Here is a 25,390-nt window from a genome sequence, read left to right as displayed (position 1 = left end):
TAAGGCGTTTACGCCGCACCCGGCAAATGAACGTAACGTGGGCTTATTTACCCATCTTAACTTCGCTAACCCACTTATTGATCAACGCCTTACGTACGTCGGTCGAGCCGTACTTATCCATGTCGTAATTGATAAGCTTCAGGTCGTCGAGCTTCAGCGAATTAGGGGACGTCTCGGCGGTGGTGTTGGTCAGGATCTGATAGGATTTCCCTTTCTTCCACGCCAGCTCCTGTGCGTCTTTCGACAGCACCCAGTCAACGAACAGTTTGGCGTTGTCGACGTTGCGCGCGCCTTTCAGGATGCTGACGCCGCCGATTTCATACCCGGTGCCTTCGCACGGAGAGATAAGCTCCAGCGGGGCGCCCTGTTCTTTTTCCAGCGAGTAGTCGTGCAGGAAGCCAATGCCGATAGCCGTTTCGCCACGGGCGGCGTTACGCGCCGGGGCAATACCGGATTTGGTGTATTGAGAGACGTTGGCGTTGAGCTGTTTCAGGTAATCAAAGGCCTGATCTTCACCCCACAGTTGAGCAAAGGTCGCCAGCGCGGTGTAGGCGGTACCGGAGCTTTGCGGGTCAGCAATCTGGATTTCGCCCTTGTATTCCGGTTTGGTCAGATCCTTCCAGCATTTTGGCACCGGCAGGTTTTTCTCTTTCAGGCGCTGGGTGTTGACGCCAAAGCCCAGAATACCGACGTAAACCGCCGAAGAGAGGTTACCTTTGACCTTCGCGGGATCGCGGAATTTCTCCATGATCTGCTCGAGGTTTGGTGATTTATACGGCTGCAGCAGACCCATTTCACCGGCCTGAGATTGCGGATCCAGCGTACCGCCGTACCACACATCTGCCTGCGGGTTTTTCTTCTCGGCATCCACTTTTGCCAGCGTACTGCCCGAGCCATTGCGAATGAATGAGGTTTTCACATCATATTTTTCACCGAAGGCTTTGGTTTCGGTTTCGCACATCTCGTTGGTGGCGCTGCAGTACACCACCAGACGGCCCTGCGCCTGGGCTGCGTTGCTGAAGGCCGCCAGCGTCAGAGCGGAAGCAATCAGGGTAGAGGTAAGCGTCAGTTTCATTGTTTTATCCTTTGACTGAGAGAAGGGGTAATGCCCGCAATGAGCAACGGCATCAGCAATAAACCCATAAAGACAGCGGCAACCGAGAGCAAACTGAACATTCCCGACCAGCCGTAATGTTCTATGACCAGCGACAGCGGCCAACCCGCCAGCGCGGCCCCCAGATAGGCGAACAGCCCGAGAAAACCAGTAATTGAACCTGCCGCCGCTTTGTGTCCGCATTCAACGGCTGCGAGGCCAATTAGCATTTGTGGGCCAAACACAAAAAAGCCCACGGTAAAGAAACACACTGCCAGTAGCGCGTAGTGGTGCACTGGTGCCAGCCACAGTGCGGCGACGGAAACCATAAGCCCCAGCGTGAACAGCAAAATCATCGGCGCACGCTGACCGCTGAACAGCAGGTCCGATCCCCATCCGGCAAACAGCGCCCCAAGCAAGCCGCCAACTTCAAACAGCATCACCGTGGCATTGGCGCTGAGCAGATTCACGCCGTGGCTTTCCGTCAGCCAGATGTTGCCCCAGTCGTTGAGCGCAATGCGGATCAAATAGACCAATACATACGACACGCCGAGCAACCAGATCATCGGGTTTTTCAGCATGGTGATGCGCAACATTTGCCACAGCCCCATCGGCGGGCTTTGCTGTTCCTGACGCAGCTCCAGCGGGTCATGCCGCCATTCCCCAACCGTGGGTAATCCTTCTTCCTGGGGCGTGCCTTTCAATTGCAGGGTGAGCCAGATTCCCAATGCCATGCTGATTATCCCCGGTGCCAGCATGGCTGCCTGCCAGCCCCACCAGTGGGCGGCAAAAGCGCTAATCAGCGGGATAATGGCGCCACCGATATTGATCGACATATTCCAGCAGCCCCACCAGAAGCCACGTTCGTTGCGCGAGTACCAGTGGGTCAGTAGTCGGGCACAGGGCGGCCAGCCCCAGCCCTGAAAAAATCCGTTCAGCGTCCAGACCACCAGCAGCAGCGTCAGCGATTCACCAAAGGCGAACAGCACGTTTAAAACGCCGGTAGCAAACAGGCCAATGCCCATAAATGCGCGTTGTCCGTGGCTGTCGTGCCACAGCCCGGCGGTAAATTTCGACAGACCATAGGTCAGATAAAACAGTGATCCGAGCAGGCCGATATCGCCTTTATCCAGACCCAGATCCGTTTGCAGCGCCGGAAGGACGTAGTTAACGCTTTTGCGCGTCAGATAAAACGCGGCGTAACCAATTACCATACACATCAGCAGCCGGGGGCGTAGCGCCCGGTATTGTTGGTCTGTTTCGCTGGCTGAGCGTGTAGGCATGGCAGTCTCCGTTTGTGCTGACTATAGGAAAGTGAAAGCAAAAGGGGATGAGAGAAAGTCCGCAGTGACTAAGACTTTTTCCTGGTTAGCGGCTGGTTTGTTGCAAATTTGTGGGCAGGTTAACAATTACTCGCGTGCCGTTGTTTGATTCGAGCGTCAGTTCACCGCCAAGGGCGCTCACCCGCTCACGCATCCCCTGGATACCGAAACCGGGAATTTTTTCTGGCAGAATACCAACGCCGTTGTCAGCGACGTCCAGAAACAAGCAATGTTCCCGCTGGCGCAGCGTAATCGACACATCGCTGGCATCGGCATGTTTACAGACGTTATTGAGTAACTCCTGCAACAGGCGATACAGCGTGAAGCGCACCGTTTCGTTTTCTGGCGTATTCTCTAGCTGATAATCAAAGCGACAGCGAATACCCCGTTCAGAAAAAGCAAATTCATTCACCAGATGATGTAGTGCATCTTTAAAAGACAGTTCATCGAGCGCGGGGGGCCGCAACTGGCGAAGCAACTGGCGAGTGGAGTGGTGAATACGCCGGGCAAGGTCGTTGATTTGATTCGCAGCCTCAAGCGTTTGCTCGCGACCCGGCGCGCGTTTGACCAGCTGCGACTGAATTTGAATGGCGGTGATGTTCTGACCAATTTCGTCGTGTAGTTCCCGCGCCAGGCTTTTGCGCGTATTTTCTTCGGTGCGGATCAACTGTTCGGTCAGCGCGCGACGCGCTGCCAGTTCGGTTTCCAGACGCTGGCGATAATGGTGCAGGTTTTGCGCCAGATGCTGCTGGCGGCTAATGGCGATCCCCAACCCTATGCCGAGCAGCGCCTGGGTAGCGAGGAAAATCTCCAGCTCCAGTAGGTTACTGAACCCGACGCCGATTTGCCGGGCGATGGTGATCATCATACTGCCGAGCAATCCGGACAACACACCGCCCTGCCAGCCAAATTTCCACGCCATCACCACGTTCGGTAAGAACACCACGATCAGCAACAGGCGCTCGATCTCCGGCGACAGCACCATCTGGGTGCCGATGCCAATAATAAAAAACAGGCTGCACCAGATGATAAGCGAAGTGCGCAGCGGGGGATTGGTGGTATCCAGCCCGAGCAGATGATAGCGGTGCTGTTGGCGCAGAAATTCATAGATCAGATAGACAAACGGCGTCAGCAAAACGCCGCCGGTAAACGACGCCAGGCCAATTAATGTTGCCGGGCTTTGAATAAATGGTGAAAGCAGGGCGGTATTGAGTAATGAAGTGATCGTCACCGCGGCCAGCAGCAGCGTTAAGCGTTGCCAGTACAGGGGAAAGCGGTGCCAGTATGACTGGCCGATGCTCGCCGGAACCAGGCTAATTAACGGCGCAGCCAGCAGGATATAGCCATTCAATAATTGCTCGCTGTGCAGCCAGAACAACATCAGTAGGGGTGGCAGTATCAGCGCGGGCCAGTAACGGCGAGAAAGCAGAATTAACAGGGCGAGATAGACGCCGTGCGGCAGGAATAGCGCCGCCTGCTGGCCGTTGTGGGTCAGGTAAAATCCCAGCGTCCACAACATCAGCCAGCCCGATCCCCAGGCCAGCAGAATAAACAGAGAAATAACCCAATGCCGAAGGCTACGCGACATTAATGCCCCGTCAATAGCTGGTGGTCGAGGGCAAAATGCACCAGATCGATGGTGCTGTGGCATTGCAGTTTGCCCAGCACGTTCGCTCGATGAACGTGCACCGTCTTGTGGCTGAGGTCGAGTTTGAAGGCGATCTCTTTCACGCTGTCGCCTTTGACCAACAGATCAAACACTTCACGCTCGCGCGGGGTCAGAACTTCCAGGACCTGCGCGGGCTGCTCGCCGCCGCGTAATGCCCGCAGCGCATCGGCGCACAGGTAATGTCCGCCCATGCCCACCGAGCGTACCGCCTGCACCAGTTCTTCCGGGCCGCAGCGTTTGGTCAGGTAACCGCTGGCGCCAGCGTCCAGCGCGCTTTGCACAAATGTCGGCGAGTCATAAATGCTGAGAATTATGGCGCGAAAACCGGGCTTTTGCGCCCGCAGTCGTTTTAACAGGCTCAGACCATTTTCATCCGGCATGGCGATATCCATTACCGCGACGCTGACGTCATCATGCAGAAGTGCAGGCCAGGCCTCCGCCGCGCTGCTGTACTGACCGGTAACGTTAAGATCGTCTTCGAGACTGAGTAATTGCGCAAAGCCGGAACGCACCACCACATGGTCATCCACCAGCACAACATGAATCATGATATTGCTCTCTTGCCTGACAATGGCCTCTATGATGCCTGCCAGCGCTGTGCTGGCAATCACCGTGGCACGGATATGTAACGAATGTAACAAAATCGCAATAATTTGCCGGGTGTTATAGCGAGTGTAGGCCTGATAAGCGCAGCGCATCAGGCATATGATTACCGGATGGCGGCGCAAGCGCCTTATCCGGCCTACGTTCTGTAATGAGCGAAATAGCTAACTATTGCCGCTTTTTTTCTAAAAACAGATCGCTATTAACCAGAATTTTTAATTCCTTTATCAAATAGTGCCGCAACGAAATACTGCCTCCATAACAAGACAGGGGAGCAGACAATCATGGCTATTTCATCGCGTAACGCACTTCTTGCCGCACTGGCATTCATCGCATTTCAGGCGCAAGCGGTGAACGTCACCGTTGCTTATCAGACCTCCGCCGAACCTGCCAAAGTGGCGCAGGCGGATAACACTTTTGCCAAAGAGAGCGGGGCGACCGTTGACTGGCGCAAATTTGACAGCGGCGCGAGCATCGTTCGTGCGCTGGCATCCGGTGATGTGCAGATCGGTAATCTTGGCTCCAGCCCGCTGGCGGTCGCTGCCAGTCAGCAGGTGCCCATTGAAGTTTTCCTGCTGGCGTCAAAGCTCGGCAATTCTGAAGCGCTGGTGGTGAAGAAAAACATCAGTAAACCGGAAGATTTGATTGGTAAGCGTATTGCCGTGCCGTTTATCTCCACCACCCATTATAGCCTGCTGGCGGCGCTGAAACATTGGGGGATTAAACCCGGCCAGGTAGAGATTGTGAACCTACAGCCACCGGCGATTATTGCCGCCTGGCAGCGCGGAGACATTGATGGCGCGTATGTTTGGGCGCCTGCGGTCAACGCGCTGGAAAAAGACGGCAAGGTGTTAACCGACTCCTCGCAGGTTGGCGAGTGGGGCGCGCCGACGCTGGACGTGTGGGTGGTGCGCAAAGATTTTGCCGAGAAGCATCCTGAGGTGGTGAAAGCCTTTGCCAAAAGCGCTATCGATGCCCAGCAGCCTTATATCTCTAATCCTGATGAATGGCTGAAGCAGCCGGAGAATATCAGCAAATTGTCGCGTTTGAGCGGTGTACCGGAGACGGATGTGCCGGGGCTGGTGAAAGGCAACACTTACCTGACAGCGCAACAGCAAACCGCTGAGCTAACCGGTCCGGTGAATAAAGCGATTATCGACACCGCACAGTTCCTTAAAGAGCAGGGCAAAGTTCCCGCTGTCGCGACAGATTACAGCCAGTACGTGACCGATCGCTTCGTGCAATAAATAAGGAGGCGCTGATGCTGCAAATCTCTCATCTTGCCGCCAGCTACGGTGGAAAACCGGCGCTGGAGGATATCAACCTGACGCTCGATAGCGGTGAACTGTTGGTGGTACTCGGCCCTTCCGGTTGTGGGAAAACCACATTGTTAAATCTGATTGCCGGATTTGTGCCATATCAGCATGGCAGCATCACGCTGGCGGGTAACAGGGTTGATGGCCCGGGGGCAGATCGCGGGGTCGTGTTCCAGAATGAAGGTCTGCTGCCCTGGCGGAACGTGCAGGAGAACGTGGCTTTTGGTCTGCAGCTGGCGGGGGTGGAAAAAACACAGCGTCAGCGTATTGCCCTTGAGATGTTGCAGAAAGTCGGGCTGGAGGATGCGGGCAAACGCTTTATCTGGCAGCTATCCGGTGGGCAGCGTCAGCGCGTCGGCATTGCGCGGGCGCTGGCGGCCAACCCGCAGCTGTTGTTGCTGGATGAACCCTTTGGCGCGCTCGACGCCTTTACCCGCGAGCAGATGCAAACCCTGCTGCTGAAGTTGTGGCATGAGACCGGCAAACAGGTGTTGCTGATTACCCACGATATCGAAGAAGCAGTGTTTATGGCAACAGAGCTGGTATTGCTGTCGCCAGGCCCAGGCCGGGTACTGGAGCGTCTGCCGCTGAATTTCGCCCGTCGCTTTGTGGCCGGAGAGCCGAGTCGCAGCATTAAGTCCGATCCGCAGTTTATCGCCATGCGCGAGTATGTGTTAGGTCGGGTCTTTGAACAACGGGAGGCATTCTCATGAGCGTGGTGCTTAATGATAAACCCCGTCGCCAGCGGGTGCTGAACTGGCGTTGGCCGTTGTCGCGACAGATTACCTTAAGCCTCGGTACGCTGGCCGTCATTCTGGCGGTGTGGTGGACGGTGGCGGCGCTGCAGTTAATCAGTCCGCTGTTTTTACCACCGCCGGGTCAGGTTTTGCAAAAGCTGATCGTTATTGCCGGTCCGCAGGGATTTATGGATGCCACGCTGTGGCAGCATCTGACGGCGAGTCTGACGCGTATTGTTATCGCGCTGCTGGCGGCGGTGCTGTTGGGCGTTCCGGTTGGGATCGCGATGGGGCTGAGTCCGACGATGCGTGGCATTCTCGATCCGATCATTGAACTGTATCGTCCGGTTCCGCCTCTGGCCTATTTACCGCTAATGGTTATTTGGTTTGGCATCGGTGAAACCTCCAAGATCCTGCTGATCTATCTGGCGATTTTCGCCCCTGTGGCGATGTCGGCGCTGGCGGGGGTGAAAAGCGCACAACTGGTGAGGGTGCGCGCCGCGCAGTCGCTGGGGGCTAGCCGTGTGCAGGTTCTGTGGTTTGTTATTTTGCCGGGGGCATTACCGGAGATCCTCACCGGGTTACGCATCGGGCTTGGCGTGGGCTGGTCGACGCTGGTGGCAGCTGAACTGATTGCTGCCACGCGAGGTTTAGGATTTATGGTGCAGTCAGCCGGAGAGTTTCTGGCAACGGATGTGGTGCTGGCGGGGATCGCGGTGATTGCAGTTATCGCGTTTATTTTAGAACTGGGTCTGCGCGCGCTTCAGCGCCGCCTGACGCCCTGGCATGGAGAAGTACAATGAGTGAACGTCTGAGCATTACCCCGCTGGGGCCGTATATTGGCGCACAAATCATCGGCGCGGATTTAACGCGTCCGCTGAGCGATAATCAGTTTGAACAGCTTTATCACGCGGTACTGCGCCACCAGGTGGTGTTTCTGCGTGAGCAGGTGATTACGCCGCAACAGCAGCGGACGCTGGCGCTGCGTTTCGGCGATCTGCATATTCATCCGGTCTATCCGCATGCTGAAGGGGTAGAAGAGATTATCGTACTGGATACCCATAACAATAATCCGCCGGATAACGATAACTGGCATACCGATGTGACCTTTATCGACACGCCGCCTGCCGGGGCGATTCTGGCAGCAAAAGAGCTACCATCAACCGGAGGAGACACCCTGTGGACCAGTGGGATTGCCGCTTATGAAGCGCTCTCTGAGCCGTTCCGTCAGTTGCTGAGCGGCCTGCGGGCAGAGCATGATTTTCGTAAATCATTCCAGGAATATAAATACCGCAAGACCCCGGAGGAGCATCTGCGCTGGCTGGAGGCTGTCGCTAAACATCCACCGTTGCTGCATCCGGTGGTGCGCACGCATCCGGTGAGCGGGAAGCAGGCGCTGTTCGTGAATGAAGGATTTACCACGCGAATTGTGGATGTCACGGAAAAAGAGAGCGAGGCATTATTGGGCTTTTTGTTCGCGCATATCACCAAACCGGAGTTTCAGGTGCGCTGGCGCTGGCAGCCCAACGATGTGGCGATTTGGGATAATCGCGTGACGCAGCATTATGCGAATGCGGATTATCTGCCGCAGCGGCGTATTATGCACCGGGCGACAATTTTGGGAGATAAGCCGTTTTATCGGGCGGGGTGATTGCCGGCGGCGATTGACTTATCGGGCCTGAATCTGTAGGCCCGATAAGGCGAAGTCGCCATTCGACAACAAAGTGATTAGCGCAGGATTTTTTTCTCAGCCAGATCCAGTGCGAAGTAGCTGAAGATCAGATCCGCGCCAGCGCGTTTGATTGAACCTAAGCTTTCCAGCACCACCTTCTCTTCATCTATAGCACCCGCCATCGCAGCGAACTTAATCATCGCGTATTCACCGCTGACCTGATAAGCGCCAATCGGCAGCTCGGTACGTTCGCGGATATCACGCAGAATATCGAGATACGCGCCAGCCGGTTTCACCATCAGGCAGTCTGCACCCTGGGCTTCATCCAGTAGCGATTCGCGAATTGCTTCACGGCGATTCATCGGGTTCATCTGATACGTTTTACGATCGCCTTTCAGCGCCGTGCCTGCGGCTTCACGGAATGGACCGTAGAAAGAAGAGGCAAACTTGGTGGAGTAGGACATGATCGCGGTATCGGTGAAGCCCGCGGCGTCCAGCGCCTGGCGAATCGCCTGTACCTGGCCATCCATTGCGGCGGAAGGGGCGATGAAATCCGCGCCCGCCGCGGCGGCAACAACTGCCTGTTTGCCAAGGTTAGCAAGGGTTAAGTCGTTATCAACACCGTGATCGCATAATACGCCACAGTGACCGTGCGAGGTGTATTCACAGAAACAGGTGTCGGACATGACAATCATTTCCGGTACGGTCTGCTTACAGATACGCGACATGCGCGCCACCAGGCCGTCTTCTTTCCAGGCATCGCTGCCGGTGTCATCAGTATGGTGGGAAATCCCGAAAGTCATGACCGAACGGATGCCCGCATTAGCAATGCGTTCGATTTCGCGCGCAAGGTGTTTCTCTGGAATGCGCATCACGCCGGGCATGGCGTCGATAGCTTTGTAATCGTCGAGTTCTTCTTCAACAAAGATCGGCAACACCAGGTCATTTAAGCTGAGTGTTGTCTCTTCAAACATAGCGCGCAGCGCAGGAGATTTGCGCAGGCGGCGAGGGCGTTGGATTAGGTCTGTCATGGTATGCCTGATGTTTGTGGAATCGAAGGCCGTAGTATACCCGAACCTGAGGGCGAGGGGTTTACGAAAGTTGGCGTTATGCCGGGGTTATGGTGATGGTGCCTATACTTCGTATTATGTGTAATTTCTATTTTTGCAATTATCATTATTTTAAATGGTGATTAGTTTTATGGTGAATTTAGTTTAATTTAATCTATAATTAAGCGATGGGGATTTAATGGAATTTATTAGCTGACGTTTTATTTTTAAGTTAATCATAGTTTCAATGTATTATTTTGTCATTTTTCTTGCGTGTAACTGTCTAAAATAAAAATGATTTTTACGCGATCTTACTGTTTCAAATGATTTGTTTGCCTATTGTCCGTAATCGGACTTAATCCAAAGAATAATTGAACCTTTCCATTGTGACACCGCATAATCCGCCCTGCGAAACATAAAATGTTTTCTTTGCATTGATAATTGATGGATCAACTATATTACGTCCCTGAGGAGGGATGACAAATGCACACTTGGAAAAAGAAACTTGTAGTCTCACAATTAGCATTAGCCTGCACTTTGGCAATCACTTCTCAGGCGAATGCTTCAACTGATATCTCTGGCACCACCTACACAACGTTTGCCCATTATAATGACGCCTCTTATGCTGATGGCGTCTATTACGATGGATATGTTGGTTGGAACAATTACGACACCGATAGTATTTATAACGGTGATATTTATCCGGTAATTAATAACGCCACTGTCAACGGCGTTATTTCTACTTATTATCTGGATGATGGGCTGTCTACTAACACCAATAACAACAGCCTGACGATTAAAAACAGCACCATTCACGGTATGGTGACATCCGAATGTATGACCACGGATTGTACTAACCGTACGGGTACCGACTACTACTACGATCGCCTGGCGATGAACGTTATCAACTCAACGATTGATGACAACTACGAACATTATACCTACAACGGTACGTATAATGACGCAACTGACACACACGTTGTCGACGTTTATAACCTGGGTACGGCTATTACTCTGGATCAAGAAGTTGATCTGTCTATCTCCGCCAACTCTCACGTTGCAGGTATTACGCTGACTCAGGGTTATGAGTGGGCAGATATTGACGACAATACCGTTAGTACCGGTGTAAACAGCGGCGAAGTGTTTAACAACACCATTGCTGTTACTGATTCTACCGTGACCTCTGGCTCATGGTCTGATGAAGGTACCTCTGGTTGGTTTGGTAACACCAGCAATGCAAGCGACTACAGCGGTAATTACAAGGATGCTGACGATATTGCATTAGCTGTGATTGCACATCCGGATGCGGATAACGCGATGCAGACCACCGCAACGTTTAACAATTCCACACTGATGGGTGACGTGCTGTTCTCCAGCAATTTTGATGAGAACTTCTTCCCGAACGGTGCTGACACTTATCGTGATACCGATGCTGACCTGGATACCAATGGTTGGGACGGTACTGACCGTCTGGATCTGACCCTGAACAACGGCAGTAAGTGGGTGGGTGCGGCAATGTCTGTGCACCAGGTTGATTCCGATGGCGACGGTGTTTATGACCGCTACGATGCGGGTACTGAAGCCACTGCTACGCTGATCGACATCGCCGCTAACAGCCTGTGGCCGGATTCAACCTACGGTATTGATAGCGACACAACTTCTTATGACGAAAATGGTCATGTAGTTGGCAACGCTGTCTACCAGAGTGGCCTGTTCAACGTCACGCTGAACGGCGCTTCACAGTGGGATACCACCAAAACGTCTCTTATCGACACCCTGAGCATCAACAGTGGTTCAGTCGTTAACGTGGGTGATTCTACCCTGATCTCCGACACTATTGGCCTGACCGGTGGTTCTGCACTGAACATCAACGAAGATGGCCATGTTGCAACAGATACTCTGTCTATCGACAACAGTACTGTAACGATTGCTGACGACGTATCCGCTGGCTGGAGCGTGGGTAATGCAGCTCTCTATGCAAACACCATTAACGTCACTAACAACGGCGTTCTGGATGTGGGTAACAGTACCGGTAATGCACTGCAGGTTGATACCCTGAACCTGACCAGCTACACCGACGCTTATAACCATGTTAACGCGGGTGTTTTCGACATTAACAGCACTGACTATGTGCTGAATGCAGATCTGACCAACGATCGCACTAACGATAAATCTCAGTCTAACTACGGTTATGGCGTGATCGCGATGAACTCTGATGGTCATCTGACTATCAACGGTAACGGCGATTCCGATACCTCAGGCGATCAGTCTGAAGTTGATAACTACGGTGACCACGTAGCGGCGGCAACCGGTAACTATAAAGTCCGTATCGACAATGCTACTGGCGCAGGTTCTGTTGCGGATTATAAAGGTAACGAGCTGATCTACGTTAACGACGCGAACAGCACTGCGACCTTCTCTGCAGCCAATAAAGCTGACCTGGGTGCTTACACCTATCAGGCACAGCAGCAGGGTAACACCGTTGTTCTGCAGCAGATGGAACTGACAGACTACGCGAACATGGCGCTGAGCATCCCGTCTGCTAACACCAATATCTGGAACCTGGAACAAGACACCGTTGGTACTCGTCTGACTAACGCACGTCATGGTCTGGTTGATAACGGTGGTGCATGGGTAAGTTACTTCGGTGGTAGCTTCGATGCAGATAACGGCACCATTAACTACGATCAGGATGTTAACGGCATCATGGTTGGTGTTGATTCCAAAATTGATGGTAACAACGCTAAGTGGATTGTCGGTGCTGCAGCAGGCTTCGCGAAAGGTGATATGAGCGACCGTACCGGTCAGGTGGATCAGGATAGCCAGACTGCCTACATCTACTCTTCTGCTCACTTTGCCAACAACATCTTCGTTGACGGTAACGTAAGCTACTCTCACTTCAACAACGACTTGTCTGCCAACATGAGCAACGGTCAGTATGTTGATGGCAGCACCTCTTCTGATGCCTGGGGCTTTGGCCTGAAGCTGGGTTATGACCTGAAACTGGGTGACGCAGGTTACGTAACGCCATACGGCAGCGTATCAGGTCTGTTCCAGTCTGGTGATGACTATAAGCTGAGCAACGACATGAAAGTTGACGGTCAGTCTTATGACAGCATGCGTTATGAACTGGGTGTAGATGCAGGTTATACCTTCGCCTACAGCGACGACCAGGCGCTGACTCCGTACTTCAAACTGGCCTACGTTTACGACGATTCTAACAACGATTCTGACGTAAACGGCGACTCTATCGACAACGGCGTAGAAGGTTCTGCGGTACGTGTTGGACTGGGTACTCAGTTCAGCTTTACCAAAAACTTCAGCGCGTACACCGATGCTAACTACCTCGGTGGTGGTGATGTTGATCAAGACTGGTCTGCAAACGTTGGTGTTAAATATACCTGGTAAGAACTGTCTTACAGTGAAATATAAGGTAATTTAATTCAGAAATAATGCCCGTCACGGATTTGACGGGCATTTATTGCAAGGAATGCGCAAATGCTAGCTTCAAATAAACCGCTTGTGGAATTTGGTAAGCTTGATAAATGTTTGTCGAAGTATGGCAAACACTTTGAATGTGATAACGATAAAGAAATAATATATTCAAGTGATGTAAATAGTGACGATACTTTCATTATTTTAAGTGGTGTTGTTTCCCTGCGTAGAGGGGAAAACGTGCTGGTTGGGATGGCACAGGCGCCATTCATTATGGGCCTTTCCGATGGCGTGATGAAAACAGATGTACCATACAGATTAATAACCGAAAGTGATTGTACTGGATATCATCTTCCCGCCTCACAAACAATTAATATAATTGAAGAGTGCCAGCTTTGGCGTGAAGCTTTTTGTTGGCTAGCATGGCAAAACTCTATGCTTGAATTGCGCGATCTGCAGTTGATCGGCAATAACTCCTACGATCAGATTCGCGCCACGCTGATATCCATGACGAAATGGGACGAGGTTCTTCGTTCGCGTATTGGCGTCATGAACTATATTCACCAACGTACACGAATTTCACGCTCGGTTGTCGCTGAGGTTCTCGCGGCACTGCGTAAAGGTGGTTACATTGAAATGAATAAAGGCAAACTGGTGTGCATTAACCGTTTGCCTTTTGAGTATTGAATCAGGATGCGGGAACGACCTGTGGTTTGTTCCCACTCAACTCTGCAACCAGATCGTTGATACCGTCGCTCATATTGGTAAAACGGGTCAGCGGAGAGCGCGTCACTACGACAAATGCCCCAACGTTTTGTTGTGGGATCATCGCCATATAGGTAATGAAGCCACCGCCGCCACCGGTTTTTTGAATAATTCCCGGTCTGCCATTCTTCGGCGCCATGTAGACCCAGCCCAAACCAAGCGCATCGGCTCTGCCTGGAACGTCCATTCCCACTACTTTAGTTAACTGCGTACGCTGGTAAATCAGCGTCTGCATCCGGTCAGCCTGCTGGCTACGATGATAAAAGTCAGAAGAGAGATACTGCTGCATCCAGCGCATCATATCGCCAGGCGTTGAATAGACGCCGCCGCTGCCCATCGCTGCCAGCGTATTGTTACAAGGGCTGGCACCTTTTTCCGCGACCATCAGGCGTCGACACTGATCGGGGGACGGCGTAAAGGTGGTGTCTTTCATCCCCAGTGGGCGGGTGATTTTTTCTTCAAACAGCTGCGGATAAGGCTTACCGGACGCGGTACCCAGCGCATCGGCCAGTAGGTCAAAAGCCAGGTTGGAATAAGAAGCCTGCGACCCTGGTGCGGCTTTAAGCGTAGCCGTTGAGAGATAGCTCCAGCGCTGCTCGCGGGTTGGCCAGACAAACACCGGGCGCTTGGCCGCGCCGCCAGGCTGTTCGCGCGGCAGCGCGCTGGTATGTGTCGCCAGATTCACCAGCGTAATTGGTGTTCCCTGATAAGTAGGTACGCGAGCGCCTGGTGGTGCATATTTACTCAAAGGATCGTTGAGTTTGACCGTGCCCTGATCGAGTAATTTCACCAGCATTTCGCTGGTCATTAATTTGGTAATTGAGGCAATACGGATTACGGAATCCAGTTGCGGATGAACATTATTGCCGGGGCGTGTTTCACCAAAACTGCGAAATACACGCTGATTACCATCAATCACCACGAGCGCCATCCCCGTAGCACCACTGCCGTAAAATATATGATCGGCATAACGATCAACGATATCAGAGGCGAAGACCGGATCGGTTATAGGCTGTGCCGCCTGGACAGATGTCAATGACGCCGCACACAGCGCGGCAGAAAAAAGCAGACTACGTTTCAACGGTGGTGTCCATGAGTTAGAGAAAGTGAAAAAGGATGTCGTGCGTATGCGTATTTATACTACTCATCGGCGTATTGCAAAGCGCTTATCAACCAATGATAGTGGGAAAAACGTAACGATGAGTAAACACAGGAGTTTCCTGGATTGCGGATGTTCGCTTTTGTGATCTCACGCTGTGATAATCTGCACGTACAGGAACGTTGTCGAGTGTGAAAACCACAGAAACAATTCTTCATAACCGAGGTGCGAACTAAGTGCCTTGGTTTTGGTCACAATTGTCGGTTTCAGCTTGTGTTTTTGGGCGTAAGCCGTCTGGCCACTGCACTCCACGGTGGCAAATGCACAGCAGTCGTCATAACGATAAGAAGTTAGCAGGAGAGCACTATGTTTAAGTCTTTTTTCCCAAAGCCGGGACCATTCTTTATTTCGGCATTTATTTGGGCACTCGTCGCCGTTGTATTCTGGCAAGCAGGTGGGGGAGCCTGGGTTGCACACATTACCGGCGCGTCGGGAGACGTACCAATTAGCGCGGCGCGTTTCTGGTCGCTGGATTACCTGATTTTTTATGCGTACTACATTCTTTGTGTCGGGGTGTTCGCGCTGTTCTGGTTTCTCTATAGCCCACACCGCTGGCAGTACTGGTCTATTCTGGGCACATCGCTGATTATTTTTGTGACCTGGTTTCTGGTGGAAGTCGGAGTCGCCGTCAACGCCTGGTATGCGCCATTCTATGACCTGATTCAAACTGCGCTCAGCGCACCGCATAAGGTGAAGATTGAGCAGTTCTACCATGAAGTGGGCATCTTTCTTGGCATTGCGCTGATAGCCGTGGTCATTGGCGTGATGAACAACTTCTTCGTTAGCCACTATGTGTTCCGCTGGCGTACCGCGATGAACGAACACTATATGGCGCACTGGCAGCATTTGCGTCACATCGAAGGCGCAGCGCAGCGTGTGCAGGAAGACACCATGCGTTTTGCTTCTACGCTGGAAGATATGGGCGTTAGCTTTATCAACGCGATTATGACGCTGATTGCTTTCCTGCCTGTACTGGTTACGCTCTCTGCCCATGTTCCTGACCTGCCGATTATTGGACATGTGCCTTACGGCCTGGTGATTGCCGCGATAGTCTGGTCGCTGATGGGAACCGGTTTGCTGGCCGTGGTCGGGATAAAACTTCCCGGGCTGGAGTTTAAAAACCAACGCGTGGAAGCGGCCTATCGTAAAGAACTGGTCTATGGCGAAGATGATGGCAACCGTGCGACGCCACCGACGGTGCGCGAACTGTTCCATGCGGTACGGCAAAACTACTTCCGTCTCTATTTTCACTATATGTACTTCAATATCGCCCGTATTCTTTACCTGCAGGTTGATAACGTTTTCGGCTTGTTCCTGCTGTTTCCGTCGATTGTTGCCGGTACGATTACGCTCGGCCTGATGACGCAAATCACCAACGTGTTTGGCCAGGTGCGCGGCTCGTTCCAGTATCTGATTAACTCCTGGACAACGTTAGTGGAACTGATGTCTATTTATAAGCGTCTGCGCAGCTTTGAACGAGAGCTTGATGGTCAGGATATTCAGGAAGTTACCCATACGCTGAGTTAATAATAAGGAGATGTTATGTCGACGGTTTCCCGTCTTTACCCCTTGACTGGTCTGGCAGCACTGGTGCTGGTGGGATGTAGTAGCCAACCCGCGCAGCCGCTAAAAAAGGGGGAGAAAGCCGTCGATGTGGCGAGCGTGGTGCGCCAGAAAATGCCCGCCAGCGTGAAAGACCGGGACGCATGGGCGCAAGATTTGGCAAAGACCTTTGAAAGCCAGAAGCTGGCACCGACGGTTGAAAACATCTGTTCGGTGCTGGCGGTAGCGCAGCAGGAGTCAAACTTCCAGGCCGATCCGGCTGTTCCTGGCTTAAGCAAAATCGCCTGGAAAGAGATTGACCGTCGCGCAGAACGCATGCATATCCCGCTGTTTGTCGTGCATACCGCGCTAAAGATTAACTCGCCAACGGGGAAAAGCTACAGCGAGCGTCTGGATACGGTGAAAACGGAAAAACAGCTTAGCGCTATCTTTGATGATTTCATCAATATGGTACCGATGGGGCAGACATTGTTCGGCTCGCTTAATCCGGTACATACCGGTGGGCCGATGCAGGTCAGTATCGCGTTTGCTGAGCAGCACGCCAGCGGGTATCCGTGGAAAATGGCGGGGACGGTACGTCAGGAAGTGTTTAGCCGTCGTGGTGGGTTGTGGTTTGGTACATATCATCTGCTCAACTACCCGGTGAATTACAGTGCGCCAATCTTCCGCTTCGCCGATTTTAATGCCGGATGGTATGCCAGCCGCAATGCAGCTTTCCAGAATGCGGTCAGTAAAGCCAGTGGGGTGAAGCTGGCGATGGACGGTGACTTGATTCTCTACGGCAGCAGCGAGCCTGGCAAAACGGAGCTTGCAGTACGTAAACTTGCCGGGAAGCTGGACATGAGCGAGAGTGAGATTCGCCGTCAACTGCAAAAAGGTGACAGCCTGGCCTTTGAAGAGACCGCGCTGTACGAGAAGGTTTATAAGCTGGCGGAAGCGAAGACCGGGAAAACGTTACCTCGTGAAATGCTGCCGGGCATTCAACTGGAAAGCCCGAAGATCACGCGTAATCTGACTACCGCATGGTTTGCTAAACGGGTGGATGACCGTCGGGCGAAGTGTATGAGTCAGTCATCTTTATGATGACGGTGGCGCCAGCGCATGACCGCCGCGATGGCGCCAAGAATCAGGCTTCCGGCCAGGAAGGGGATCAGTCCAAAGAGGGTACCGACGCCTAAACCGATTTCAACCCGCGGGCGTCCTGTCTCCTGCATTTGCAACTGCATCAGTTCTTCGTAGATGCCGGGCGCGTGGGCCAACAGATTTAAAATCTGTGCACCCGCCCAGAAGCAAAACAGCACAAATACGGCATACGCAATGTTGCCGGGCAGGGAGGAGGGATCCCGATGCTTGCCCTTAAACAGGGATTTTGAGAGCGTAAAATCAGCCATAAAGACCTCCGAAAATAACCTGCTTTTTTTGACGTAATGCCTGGAACTGAGAGTGAGTCTGACAGGTGATTGGCAATGTCAATATCAGAATGATGGTAATTTCAGGTAGAGATTATTCCTGGATTTCGGTTTTTTGTTGGTGGTCACAATTATGTAACTTTAAGTGAAATTTAGTTACATTTAAGAAATTCCGCACAGGCCACAGACGCCCACAGGGAAATGTGCGAGGATGCCTCCCTGTGTTGTATTTCCACCGGAGCTGTTATGAACCTGCCTGTAAAAATCCGCCGAGACTGGCACTATTATGCCTTCGCTATTGGGCTTATCTTTATTCTGAATGGCGTGGTGGGATTGTTAGGATTTGAAGCGCAGGGATGGCAAACTTATGCGGTGGGGCTGGTGACCTGGGTGATTAGCTTTTGGCTGGCCGGATTAATCATCCGTCGCCGCGTTGAAGATGATGAAGCAAAGGATGCCCAATAGCTATATCAGGCATCCTGGCGGGTTTACATACTGGTTTTTAGCGCGCTATCCGCAGCATGGCGTTCCAGCGCCAGTTCGATCAGGCGAGTGATCAAATCGGTATAGCCTAAACCGCTCGCCTGCCACAGCTTCGGATACATACTGATGTTGGTAAAGCCTGGCAGCGTGTTGATCTCATTGATCACAACGTCGTTTTCAGCAGTTAAGAAAACGTCCACGCGCGCCATGCCGGCACAGCCCAGTGTCTGGTAGGCCTGAATGGCGATTTCGCGGATCTTATCGTTAATCTCTGGTGCAATTGCTGCCGGAACGACAACTGTGGCACCGTTATCGTCAATGTATTTAGTATCGTAAGCGTAAAAATCGCTGTTCAGCACGATCTCGCCACAGGTACTGGCCTGCGGATGATCGTTGCCCAGTACCGCACATTCGATCTCGCGGCCTTTGATCCCTTGCTCCACCACGACTTTATGATCGAATTCAAATGCCAGCGCGACGGCCTGATCGTATTGGGCTTCGCTGGTTACTTTGCTGACGCCAACGGACGAGCCCTGGTTGGCCGGTTTTACAAACAGCGGCAGACCCAGGCGGGATTCCACTTCGCTAAAGCTAACGCTGTTGCGATTCGCGCGAGTGAGCGTAATAAATGGCGCGATGTTTAACCCGGCATCGCGCAGCAGACGTTTGGTCACGTCTTTATCCATACAGGCCGCAGAACCCAGCACATCAGAACCGACAAACGGCAGGTTTGCCACGCGCAGCATGCCCTGCAGAGAGCCATCTTCACCCAGAGTACCGTGTACGATCGGGAAAATAACATCGACCGTTGGCAGTGGTTGACCGTTTTGTGCATCGATCAACTGGTGCGCTTGTTTACCCGGTACCTGCGCCAGGCTGGTCTCAGAAGGTCGCAACGCAATATGCGCCGGATCGTCTGAATTGAGCAGATAGTTACTGGCATCGCTGACGTGCCATTGCCCTTGTTTATCAATACCTAACAGCACAACGTCAAAGCGAGTCTTGTCGATGGCATCGACAATATTTTTTGCCGATTGCAATGACACTTCATGTTCCGCTGATTTACCACCAAATACGATTCCTACCCGCAACTTTGCCATCTTAAAAACCCATTCCATGAATGCAAAGCACATACATTACCACGACAAAACGCAGGTTTCCTCGGCTTCTGGCAGATTGTTTTGGCGGACGACAGGGGAATAGAACAGAACAAACACGCGGCTCGTACGTGAAGCATAATCCCCTGCTTATATTATGGGTTTGATGTGAGCTGTATCACAAATATGATGAGCGGGAAGATAAAATCCTAAACTGTGATTTATCGCACCTGTGGACCCTTATTCAGCTAAGTAATTTGTTAAGCTGCTCGCAGTTTTCAGCTACTTATCGTTATGAGTCCTTATGGAATCCTGGAGAGTTAATCTTATTTCCGTTTGGTTCGGGTGCTTTTTTACCGGACTGGCGATTAGTCAAATCCTGCCTTTTTTACCACTCTATATCTCCCAACTGGGCGTGACCTCGCACGAAGCGCTTTCAATGTGGTCCGGGTTAACGTTCAGCGTCACCTTCCTAATCTCAGCCATTGTCTCTCCGATGTGGGGCAGTTTAGCCGACCGGAAAGGACGCAAGCTGATGCTGCTGCGGGCCTCACTGGGTATGGCCATTGCGATTTTGCTCCAGGCCTTTGCCACTAACGTCTGGCAGCTTTTTCTGCTGCGTGGGGTGATGGGGTTAACCTCCGGCTATATTCCTAATGCGATGGCGCTGGTCGCGTCACAGGTCCCACGCGAGCGCAGCGGCTGGGCGCTGAGTACGCTCTCGACTGCACAAATTAGCGGCGTCATTGGCGGGCCGCTGATGGGGGGCTTTATTGCCGACCACGTTGGCCTACGGGCAGTTTTCTGTATTACCGCCGCCTTGCTGGTGGTGAGTTTCATGGTCACGCTGTTTTTGATCAAAGAGGGCGTACGTCCAACAATCAAAAAAAGCGAACGTCTGAGCGGGAAGGCCGTGTTCGCTTCGCTGCCTTATCCGGCGCTGGTGATCAGTCTGTTTTTTACTACGATGGTGATCCAACTGTGTAACGGCTCAATTGGGCCAATTCTGGCGCTGTTTATTAAATCGATGGTCCCGGACAGTTCGAATATTGCTTTTCTCAGCGGGCTGATAGCCTCAGTACCGGGTATTTCTGCTCTGATTTCCGCGCCCCGACTTGGCAAATTAGGCGACCGTATTGGTACTGAGCGGATTTTAATGGCGACGTTAATCTTTGCGGTAGTGCTGTTTTTCGCCATGTCGTGGGTCACCACGCCGTTGCAGTTGGGTATCCTACGTTTTCTGCTCGGCTTTGCTGACGGCGCGATGCTGCCCGCGGTCCAGACGCTGTTGGTGAAATACTCCAGCGACCAGATAACCGGGCGCATCTTTGGCTATAACCAATCATTTATGTACCTTGGCAATGTCGCCGGGCCATTAATGGGGGCGACGGTTTCAGCAATGGCAGGCTTTCGCTGGGTGTTTATTGCCACCGCGAGCATTGTGCTTATCAATATCTGGCAACTAGCTATCGCGTTACGACGTCGGCGCGGGGTTCGTTGAGTTCCTGATTAACAACGCTGCTTGTCAGCGTTGTTAATCCATAATTGCGTATTATATATTTGTGTGATTATTAATTTTCTTACCTTTTTATATTGAATCATTCTGCATCCAGACGCATTTACCCTTATTTTGTGTTGTGATTGTTTTCGCAAAACGTTTTATTACGTCTAAAAATACAACTTTCATCCTCTAGGCAGTTGTGAATCTTAATGATAACGTGGCCTATATTTTGTTAAGGGAATAGGCAAATGAAAAACCTCGTCACTGAGTTGTTACTTAAGCTCGCGCAAAAAGAAGAAGAGTCGCAAGATCTGGCGGCACAGGTCGAAACGTTAGAGCGGGTAATCATCGAAATGCTGCGCCATATGGCGTGGAACGATCGACAAATATTTATTCGTCAAATTGAGGGGGCGCTGGCTGACGTAAACCGCATGCCCGCGTTTCTGACGAACATACATAACGCTTGCGAGAGCGTACCTAAAGCGTTTTGAACCATCTGTGGCGGGGCACCCACAAATTATCATAAAAGTGTCACATCAAATACTTATAGTCGCTTTGTTTTAATTTTACCGTATTTATACATGGAGAATATAAAGTGAAACAAAGCGCACTCGCTATTGCCCTGTTACCTTTGTTGTTTACCCCGATTATTAATGCAGAAACATCTACTGTAGCGGTTATGGATAATCGTGCCGCTCAAGGTGATATCACCACGCCGGGTGGCGCTCGCCGATTATCTGCCGACCAAACGGCGGCTCTGCGCGAATCCCTGAACGATAAACCGGCCAAAAATATAATTTTACTGATTGGCGATGGGATGGGCGATTCCGAAATAACGGCAGCGCGAAATTATGCTGAAGGTGCGGGTGGCTTTTTTAAAGGTATTGATGCTTTACCGTTGACCGGACAATACACACATTATGCGTTGGATAAGAAAACGGGCAAGCCCGATTATGTGACAGATTCAGCAGCATCCGCGACAGCGTGGACAACCGGTGTGAAGACCTATAACGGGGCGTTGGGTGTGGATATTCATGAAAAAGATCACACCACGATTCTGGAAATGGCCAAAGCGGCAGGTCTGGCGACAGGCAACGTTTCCACGGCTGAACTACAGGATGCCACGCCGGCCGCACTGGTTGCCCATGTCACTTCGCGTAAATGCTATGGCCCGAGCGTGACGGCTGAAAAATGCCCGACGAACGCGCTGGAGAAAGGTGGTAAAGGGTCAATTACCGAACAATTATTGAATGCCCGTGCGGATGTTACGTTAGGCGGCGGGGCAAAGACTTTTACTGAAACCGCTGCGGCAGGTGAGTGGCAGGGTAAAACGCTGCGTGAACAAGCACAGGCCCGTGGTTACCAGATGGTGAGCGATGCCGCGACGCTGGCGGCGATTACCGAAGCGAATCAGGATAAACCGCTGTTGGGTCTGTTCTCAGACGGTAATATGCCAGTGCGTTGGGAAGGGCCGAAAGCGTCTTATCATGGGAATCTGGATAAGCCGGTAGTGACCTGTACGCCAAATCCAAAACGTAACGACAGCGTGCCGACTCTGGCGCAGATGACGGATAAAGCGATTGAGCTGTTAAGCAAAAATGAGAAAGGCTTCTTCCTGCAGGTAGAAGGCGCGTCTATCGACAAACAGGATCACGCTGCTAACCCGTGTGGACAAATTGGTGAAACGGTCGATCTGGATGAAGCGGTGCAGCGTGCACTTGCCTTTGCGAAAAAAGATGGCAACACCCTGGTCGTGGTAACCGCTGACCACGCGCATGCCAGCCAGATAGTCGCGCCGGATACTAAAGCACCCGGTTTGACGCAAGCGCTGAACACCAAAGATGGAGCGGTGATGGTCATCAGCTATGGCAACTCAGAAGAAGAGTCCCAGGAGCACACTGGCAGCCAACTGCGTATTGCAGCCTATGGCCCTCATGCGGCAAATGTGGTTGGCCTGACCGATCAAACCGACCTTTTTTACACGATGAAAGCTGCGTTAGGACTGAAATAAGCGGTTACCCGGCGGCAATACTTATGCCGTCGGGTGGTATTTTTATCGTTAGCAGCCAAACTTACCTGTGTGTCGTCGTTCAGAAAAGGATGGTGCTATGAAAATTACATTATTAATGACGTTACTTTTTGGTCTGATTTTTTTAACTACCGTCGGTGCTGCCGAGAAGACGTTAACCCCGCAACAACAGCGTATGACCACCTGCAATCAGCAGGCAACGGCGCAGACCTTAAAAGGGGATGCGCGTAAGACCTATATGAGTGATTGCCTGAAAAACAGTAAATCTGCGCCTGAGGAAAAGAGCCTGACGCCGCAGCAGCAGAAAATGCGTGAATGCAACGTCAAGGCGACGGAGCAGTCTCTGAAAGGCGATGATCGTAATAAGTTTATGAGCGCTTGCCTGAAAAAATCTGCTTAGCACTTCCGGGTGAGCAGGTAAAATCGCTCACCCGAAATATCATACTTCCGCCACCAGACCCCTTCCTATAATTTGGGAAATTTGTTTCAGAATATTCCCAAATACGATGAATGATGAAAACTTTTATCAAAAGAAGGTCGTCCCGAATGAAGCATTTATATTGCTTCATCAAAATGACCACCAACGTTCCGGTCTGCGATTTGCCCGACGAATCAGGCTGCCGCGAGCGGTGGGATTGGGGGGAATGTTTTTCCCTATCGCGTCGGTATTAGTTTCTCAGCCAATAACCGGAGGCTGGTGGCTTTTGCTGGTGGGATGGGCGTTTGTCTGGCCACATCTGGCATGGCAATTGGCAAGTAAAGCGGTCGATCCACTGCATAGCGAATATACCAACTTAAAAGCCGATGCCATCCTCGCCGGGATGTGGATGGGGATTATGGGGATAAACTTGCTGCCATCCACGGCGCTGTTGATGATTATCTGTATCAACCTGATGGGCGCAGGGGGGATGCGTGTCTTCATCGCGGGCGCCGTGTTGATGGTGGTTTCCTGCCTGGTGACGTTACAGTTAACTGATATCCCCGTAGCTTTTAGCAGTACGCAACTGGGCGTGCTGCTGTCGCTGCCGGTGTTAGTGGTTTACCCGTTGCTGTTTGCCTGGGTGAGTTATAAGACGCTTATCAGGCTGGCAGAACATAAACGTCGCTTACAGGTTATGAGTACGCGAGATGGCATGACCGGGGTGTATAACCGACGCCATTGGGAACTGTTGCTGCGAAATGAATTTGATAATTGCCGCCGCCATCAGCGTGATGCCACGCTCCTTATCATCGATATCGACCATTTTAAGAGTATCAATGATACCTGGGGTCATGACGTCGGGGATCAGGCTATTGTGGCACTGACCCGCCAGTTACAGATGACCTTACGTGGTAGCGATGTGATTGGTCGCTTTGGCGGTGATGAGTTTGCGGTAATCATGTGTGGCACGTCAGCGAGCAGCGCGATTGCAGCGATGTCTCGTGTTCACGAACGGCTTACCCAACTGCGTTTATCTTGCGCGCCGCAGGTTGACCTGCGCATTAGCGTGGGCGTTGCGCCGCTGACATCTGAAACTGAACACTATAGAGAATGGTTAAAATCAGCAGATATGGCGCTCTATAAAGCAAAGAATTCCGGACGTAACCGCACTGAAGCGGCGGCCTGACGTCCGGCGGTGTTAACTCAGGAGCGGCTGAGTTTTTCCGACTGCTCCATGCACTTAATCATCGCTTCAATCACTGATGAACGGAAACCGCGTTCTTCCAGGACGCGTACTGCCTCAATGGTGGTTCCTCCTGGCGAGCACACCATATCCTTTAATTCGCCTGGATGTTTACCCGTTTCCAGCACCATCTTCGCTGAACCCATTACCGCTTGTGCCGCAAATTTATAAGCCTGCACGCGGGGCATCCCCCCCTGAACGGCGGCATCTGCCATCGCTTCGATAAACATAAATACATAGGCCGGTGCTGAACCGCTGACGCCAACGACCGGATGAATCATTGCCTCCGCAATAACTTCAGCTTCGCCAAAGCAGCGGAAGATATTCAGCACGTCGGCCGTATCTTCTGGCGTGACTAAGGCGTTTGGCGTGACGGAGGTCATTCCGGCGTTCACCAGTGACGGCGTGTTTGGCATCGCGCGAATGATTTTACGGTCATGGCCTAGTGCGCGGGCGAGTTGATCGAGGGTGACGCCCGCCGCAATCGAGACGACAAGAGAGTCTTTGTTCAGGCTGGAGGTAATTTCGCTCAGCACCTTAATCATAATGCCAGGCTTTACGGCCCCAAAAACAATATCAGCGATCTGCGCGACTTCTTGTGCTGACTGTGCCGCATTAATGCCGTACTGGTCGTGTAGCGCGGCGACCTTATCGGGGGAAGGGGTATAGACCCAGATTTGTCCGGGGAGAACCTGACCGCTGGCGATCATGCCGCCAAGAATGGCTTTGCCCATATTACCGCAGCCGATAAAACCAATTTTCTTGTCCATCTTGTCACTCCCTATGGATGATATTCATTGTTTTATACCCTAAATACTTTAAGT

Annotated in this window: 23 protein-coding genes; 14 read left to right on the top strand and 9 right to left on the bottom strand. The window is 52.0% G+C overall.

The window, feature by feature from the left end; translation table 11 throughout:
* Positions 1-43 precede the first annotated feature (43 nt).
* The 4 genes from OGY83_RS11180 to OGY83_RS11165 form a co-directional block, all read right to left on the bottom strand.
* The gene (locus OGY83_RS11180; protein WP_003830932.1) at positions 44-1,075 is read right to left on the bottom strand and encodes an ABC transporter substrate-binding protein; all 1,032 of its coding nucleotides are present in this window, start codon (positions 1,073-1,075) and stop codon (positions 44-46) included.
* Complete coding sequence (uhpC, locus tag OGY83_RS11175; protein WP_286635873.1) at positions 1,072-2,376, bottom strand: MFS transporter family glucose-6-phosphate receptor UhpC; 1,305 nt, start codon at positions 2,374-2,376, stop codon at positions 1,072-1,074. The genes OGY83_RS11180 and uhpC overlap by 4 nt, the downstream gene beginning before the upstream one ends.
* Before the next feature lie 85 nt (positions 2,377-2,461).
* Complete coding sequence (locus OGY83_RS11170; RefSeq protein WP_286635872.1) at positions 2,462-4,003, bottom strand: MASE1 domain-containing sensor histidine kinase; 1,542 nt, start codon at positions 4,001-4,003, stop codon at positions 2,462-2,464.
* Positions 4,003-4,632 carry a response regulator transcription factor gene (locus OGY83_RS11165; protein WP_008783889.1) on the bottom strand — a complete coding sequence of 210 codons (630 nt, stop codon included), beginning with the start codon at positions 4,630-4,632 and terminating at the stop codon, positions 4,003-4,005. Before OGY83_RS11165 ends, OGY83_RS11170 begins: the two co-directional genes overlap by 1 nt.
* A gap of 339 nt (positions 4,633-4,971) precedes the next feature.
* On the opposite strand from OGY83_RS11165, the gene tauA reads away from it, so the two are divergent.
* The 4 genes from tauA to tauD are packed head-to-tail and all read left to right on the top strand — an operon-like array spanning position 4,972 to position 8,391.
* Positions 4,972-5,934 carry a taurine ABC transporter substrate-binding protein gene (tauA, locus tag OGY83_RS11160; protein WP_079938416.1) on the top strand — a complete coding sequence of 321 codons (963 nt, stop codon included), beginning with the start codon at positions 4,972-4,974 and terminating at the stop codon, positions 5,932-5,934.
* A gap of 14 nt (positions 5,935-5,948) precedes the next feature.
* Positions 5,949-6,716 (top strand): taurine ABC transporter ATP-binding subunit, encoded by a 768-nt coding sequence (gene tauB / locus OGY83_RS11155; RefSeq protein ID WP_079938415.1) that lies wholly within the window; start codon positions 5,949-5,951, stop codon positions 6,714-6,716.
* The gene (tauC, locus tag OGY83_RS11150) at positions 6,713-7,543 is read left to right on the top strand and encodes a taurine ABC transporter permease TauC (RefSeq protein ID WP_286635871.1); all 831 of its coding nucleotides are present in this window, start codon (positions 6,713-6,715) and stop codon (positions 7,541-7,543) included. The genes tauB and tauC overlap by 4 nt, the downstream gene beginning before the upstream one ends.
* The gene (gene tauD, locus OGY83_RS11145; RefSeq protein ID WP_079938413.1) at positions 7,540-8,391 is read left to right on the top strand and encodes a taurine dioxygenase; all 852 of its coding nucleotides are present in this window, start codon (positions 7,540-7,542) and stop codon (positions 8,389-8,391) included. The genes tauC and tauD overlap by 4 nt, the downstream gene beginning before the upstream one ends.
* Before the next feature lie 77 nt (positions 8,392-8,468).
* On the opposite strand, the gene hemB is transcribed toward tauD, so the two are convergent.
* Positions 8,469-9,443, bottom strand: coding sequence for a porphobilinogen synthase (gene hemB / locus OGY83_RS11140; RefSeq protein WP_042310217.1), 975 nt, complete (start codon positions 9,441-9,443; stop codon positions 8,469-8,471).
* A gap of 501 nt (positions 9,444-9,944) precedes the next feature.
* On the opposite strand from hemB, the gene ehaB reads away from it, so the two are divergent.
* Positions 9,945-12,869 (top strand): autotransporter adhesin EhaB, encoded by a 2,925-nt coding sequence (gene ehaB / locus OGY83_RS11135; protein WP_286635870.1) that lies wholly within the window; start codon positions 9,945-9,947, stop codon positions 12,867-12,869.
* A 90-nt stretch (positions 12,870-12,959) separates the two neighbouring features.
* Positions 12,960-13,583, top strand: coding sequence for a hydrogen peroxide resistance inhibitor IprA (gene iprA, locus OGY83_RS11130; RefSeq protein ID WP_123268490.1), 624 nt, complete (start codon positions 12,960-12,962; stop codon positions 13,581-13,583).
* Between the two features lies 1 nt (position 13,584).
* On the opposite strand, the gene ampH is transcribed toward iprA, so the two are convergent.
* Complete coding sequence (gene ampH, locus OGY83_RS11125; protein WP_286635869.1) at positions 13,585-14,742, bottom strand: D-alanyl-D-alanine-carboxypeptidase/endopeptidase AmpH; 1,158 nt, start codon at positions 14,740-14,742, stop codon at positions 13,585-13,587.
* 384 nt (positions 14,743-15,126) lie between these two features.
* On the opposite strand from ampH, the gene sbmA reads away from it, so the two are divergent.
* Both sbmA and OGY83_RS11115 read left to right on the top strand, forming a co-directional pair.
* On the top strand, positions 15,127-16,347 hold the full coding sequence (sbmA, locus tag OGY83_RS11120) for a peptide antibiotic transporter SbmA (RefSeq protein ID WP_191227667.1): 1,221 nt from the start codon (positions 15,127-15,129) through the stop codon (positions 16,345-16,347).
* A 15-nt stretch (positions 16,348-16,362) separates the two neighbouring features.
* A complete protein-coding gene (locus OGY83_RS11115; protein WP_286635868.1) occupies positions 16,363-17,466 on the top strand; it encodes a DUF1615 domain-containing protein in 1,104 nt (367 codons plus the stop codon).
* Here OGY83_RS11115 and OGY83_RS11110 read toward each other — a convergent pair.
* On the bottom strand, positions 17,451-17,774 hold the full coding sequence (locus OGY83_RS11110; RefSeq protein WP_123268487.1) for a DUF2755 family protein: 324 nt from the start codon (positions 17,772-17,774) through the stop codon (positions 17,451-17,453). The genes OGY83_RS11115 and OGY83_RS11110 overlap by 16 nt on opposite strands.
* Before the next feature lie 264 nt (positions 17,775-18,038).
* Here OGY83_RS11110 and OGY83_RS11105 point away from each other — a divergent pair, with 264 nt between their 5' ends.
* The gene (locus tag OGY83_RS11105; protein ID WP_003830949.1) at positions 18,039-18,257 is read left to right on the top strand and encodes a DUF2754 domain-containing protein; all 219 of its coding nucleotides are present in this window, start codon (positions 18,039-18,041) and stop codon (positions 18,255-18,257) included.
* A 23-nt stretch (positions 18,258-18,280) separates the two neighbouring features.
* Here OGY83_RS11105 and ddlA read toward each other — a convergent pair whose 3' ends face one another.
* Entirely contained in the window at positions 18,281-19,375 is a 1,095-nt protein-coding gene (ddlA, locus tag OGY83_RS11100; protein ID WP_079938428.1) for a D-alanine--D-alanine ligase, read from the bottom strand.
* A gap of 301 nt (positions 19,376-19,676) precedes the next feature.
* Between ddlA and OGY83_RS11095 the strand changes: the two genes are divergently transcribed.
* The 5 genes from OGY83_RS11095 to adrA all read left to right on the top strand — a co-directional run bounded on the left by OGY83_RS11095 (position 19,677) and on the right by adrA (position 24,509).
* Positions 19,677-20,873 carry a multidrug efflux MFS transporter gene (locus tag OGY83_RS11095; RefSeq protein ID WP_286635867.1) on the top strand — a complete coding sequence of 399 codons (1,197 nt, stop codon included), beginning with the start codon at positions 19,677-19,679 and terminating at the stop codon, positions 20,871-20,873.
* 248 nt (positions 20,874-21,121) lie between these two features.
* Entirely contained in the window at positions 21,122-21,364 is a 243-nt protein-coding gene (locus OGY83_RS11090; RefSeq protein WP_079938406.1) for a sigma-S stabilization anti-adapter protein IraP, read from the top strand.
* 104 nt (positions 21,365-21,468) lie between these two features.
* A complete protein-coding gene (phoA, locus tag OGY83_RS11085; RefSeq protein WP_286635866.1) occupies positions 21,469-22,884 on the top strand; it encodes an alkaline phosphatase in 1,416 nt (471 codons plus the stop codon).
* Between the two features lie 97 nt (positions 22,885-22,981).
* Positions 22,982-23,302: a phosphate starvation-inducible protein PsiF gene (gene psiF / locus OGY83_RS11080; RefSeq protein ID WP_003830956.1), complete on the top strand. Its 321-nt coding sequence runs from the start codon at positions 22,982-22,984 to the stop codon at positions 23,300-23,302.
* A 91-nt stretch (positions 23,303-23,393) separates the two neighbouring features.
* Positions 23,394-24,509: a diguanylate cyclase AdrA gene (adrA, locus tag OGY83_RS11075; RefSeq protein ID WP_139762607.1), complete on the top strand. Its 1,116-nt coding sequence runs from the start codon at positions 23,394-23,396 to the stop codon at positions 24,507-24,509.
* Positions 24,510-24,526: 17 nt separating this feature from the next.
* Here the strand turns inward: adrA and proC are convergent, their stop codons facing one another.
* Positions 24,527-25,336 carry a pyrroline-5-carboxylate reductase gene (gene proC, locus OGY83_RS11070; protein WP_079938403.1) on the bottom strand — a complete coding sequence of 270 codons (810 nt, stop codon included), beginning with the start codon at positions 25,334-25,336 and terminating at the stop codon, positions 24,527-24,529.
* Positions 25,337-25,390 lie beyond the last annotated feature (54 nt).

Origin of the sequence: Citrobacter sp. Cpo090, from assembly GCF_030332665.1 — a bacterium.
In the GTDB taxonomy this organism is placed as follows: domain Bacteria; phylum Pseudomonadota; class Gammaproteobacteria; order Enterobacterales; family Enterobacteriaceae; genus Citrobacter; species Citrobacter portucalensis.
The sequence above is the reverse complement of the archived record's forward strand: the minus strand, read 5'-3'. Positions and strand labels throughout refer to the sequence as shown.

Excerpts from the sequence above, each read along its gene's own strand:
- OGY83_RS11180 (WP_003830932.1), bottom strand. The coding sequence starts at position 1,075 with ATGAAACTGACGCTTACCTCTACCCTGATTGCTTCCGCTCTGACGCTG.
- uhpC (WP_286635873.1), bottom strand. The coding sequence starts at position 2,376 with ATGCCTACACGCTCAGCCAGCGAAACAGACCAACAATACCGGGCGCTA.
- OGY83_RS11170 (WP_286635872.1), bottom strand. The coding sequence starts at position 4,003 with ATGTCGCGTAGCCTTCGGCATTGGGTTATTTCTCTGTTTATTCTGCTG.
- OGY83_RS11165 (WP_008783889.1), bottom strand. The coding sequence starts at position 4,632 with ATGATTCATGTTGTGCTGGTGGATGACCATGTGGTGGTGCGTTCCGGC.
- tauA (WP_079938416.1), top strand. The coding sequence starts at position 4,972 with ATGGCTATTTCATCGCGTAACGCACTTCTTGCCGCACTGGCATTCATC.
- tauB (WP_079938415.1), top strand. The coding sequence starts at position 5,949 with ATGCTGCAAATCTCTCATCTTGCCGCCAGCTACGGTGGAAAACCGGCG.
- tauC (WP_286635871.1), top strand. The coding sequence starts at position 6,713 with ATGAGCGTGGTGCTTAATGATAAACCCCGTCGCCAGCGGGTGCTGAAC.
- tauD (WP_079938413.1), top strand. The coding sequence starts at position 7,540 with ATGAGTGAACGTCTGAGCATTACCCCGCTGGGGCCGTATATTGGCGCA.
- hemB (WP_042310217.1), bottom strand. The coding sequence starts at position 9,443 with ATGACAGACCTAATCCAACGCCCTCGCCGCCTGCGCAAATCTCCTGCG.
- ehaB (WP_286635870.1), top strand. The coding sequence starts at position 9,945 with ATGCACACTTGGAAAAAGAAACTTGTAGTCTCACAATTAGCATTAGCC.
- iprA (WP_123268490.1), top strand. The coding sequence starts at position 12,960 with ATGCTAGCTTCAAATAAACCGCTTGTGGAATTTGGTAAGCTTGATAAA.
- sbmA (WP_191227667.1), top strand. The coding sequence starts at position 15,127 with ATGTTTAAGTCTTTTTTCCCAAAGCCGGGACCATTCTTTATTTCGGCA.
- OGY83_RS11115 (WP_286635868.1), top strand. The coding sequence starts at position 16,363 with ATGTCGACGGTTTCCCGTCTTTACCCCTTGACTGGTCTGGCAGCACTG.
- OGY83_RS11110 (WP_123268487.1), bottom strand. The coding sequence starts at position 17,774 with ATGGCTGATTTTACGCTCTCAAAATCCCTGTTTAAGGGCAAGCATCGG.
- OGY83_RS11105 (WP_003830949.1), top strand. The coding sequence starts at position 18,039 with ATGAACCTGCCTGTAAAAATCCGCCGAGACTGGCACTATTATGCCTTC.
- ddlA (WP_079938428.1), bottom strand. The coding sequence starts at position 19,375 with ATGGCAAAGTTGCGGGTAGGAATCGTATTTGGTGGTAAATCAGCGGAA.
- OGY83_RS11095 (WP_286635867.1), top strand. The coding sequence starts at position 19,677 with ATGGAATCCTGGAGAGTTAATCTTATTTCCGTTTGGTTCGGGTGCTTT.
- OGY83_RS11090 (WP_079938406.1), top strand. The coding sequence starts at position 21,122 with ATGAAAAACCTCGTCACTGAGTTGTTACTTAAGCTCGCGCAAAAAGAA.
- psiF (WP_003830956.1), top strand. The coding sequence starts at position 22,982 with ATGAAAATTACATTATTAATGACGTTACTTTTTGGTCTGATTTTTTTA.
- proC (WP_079938403.1), bottom strand. The coding sequence starts at position 25,336 with ATGGACAAGAAAATTGGTTTTATCGGCTGCGGTAATATGGGCAAAGCC.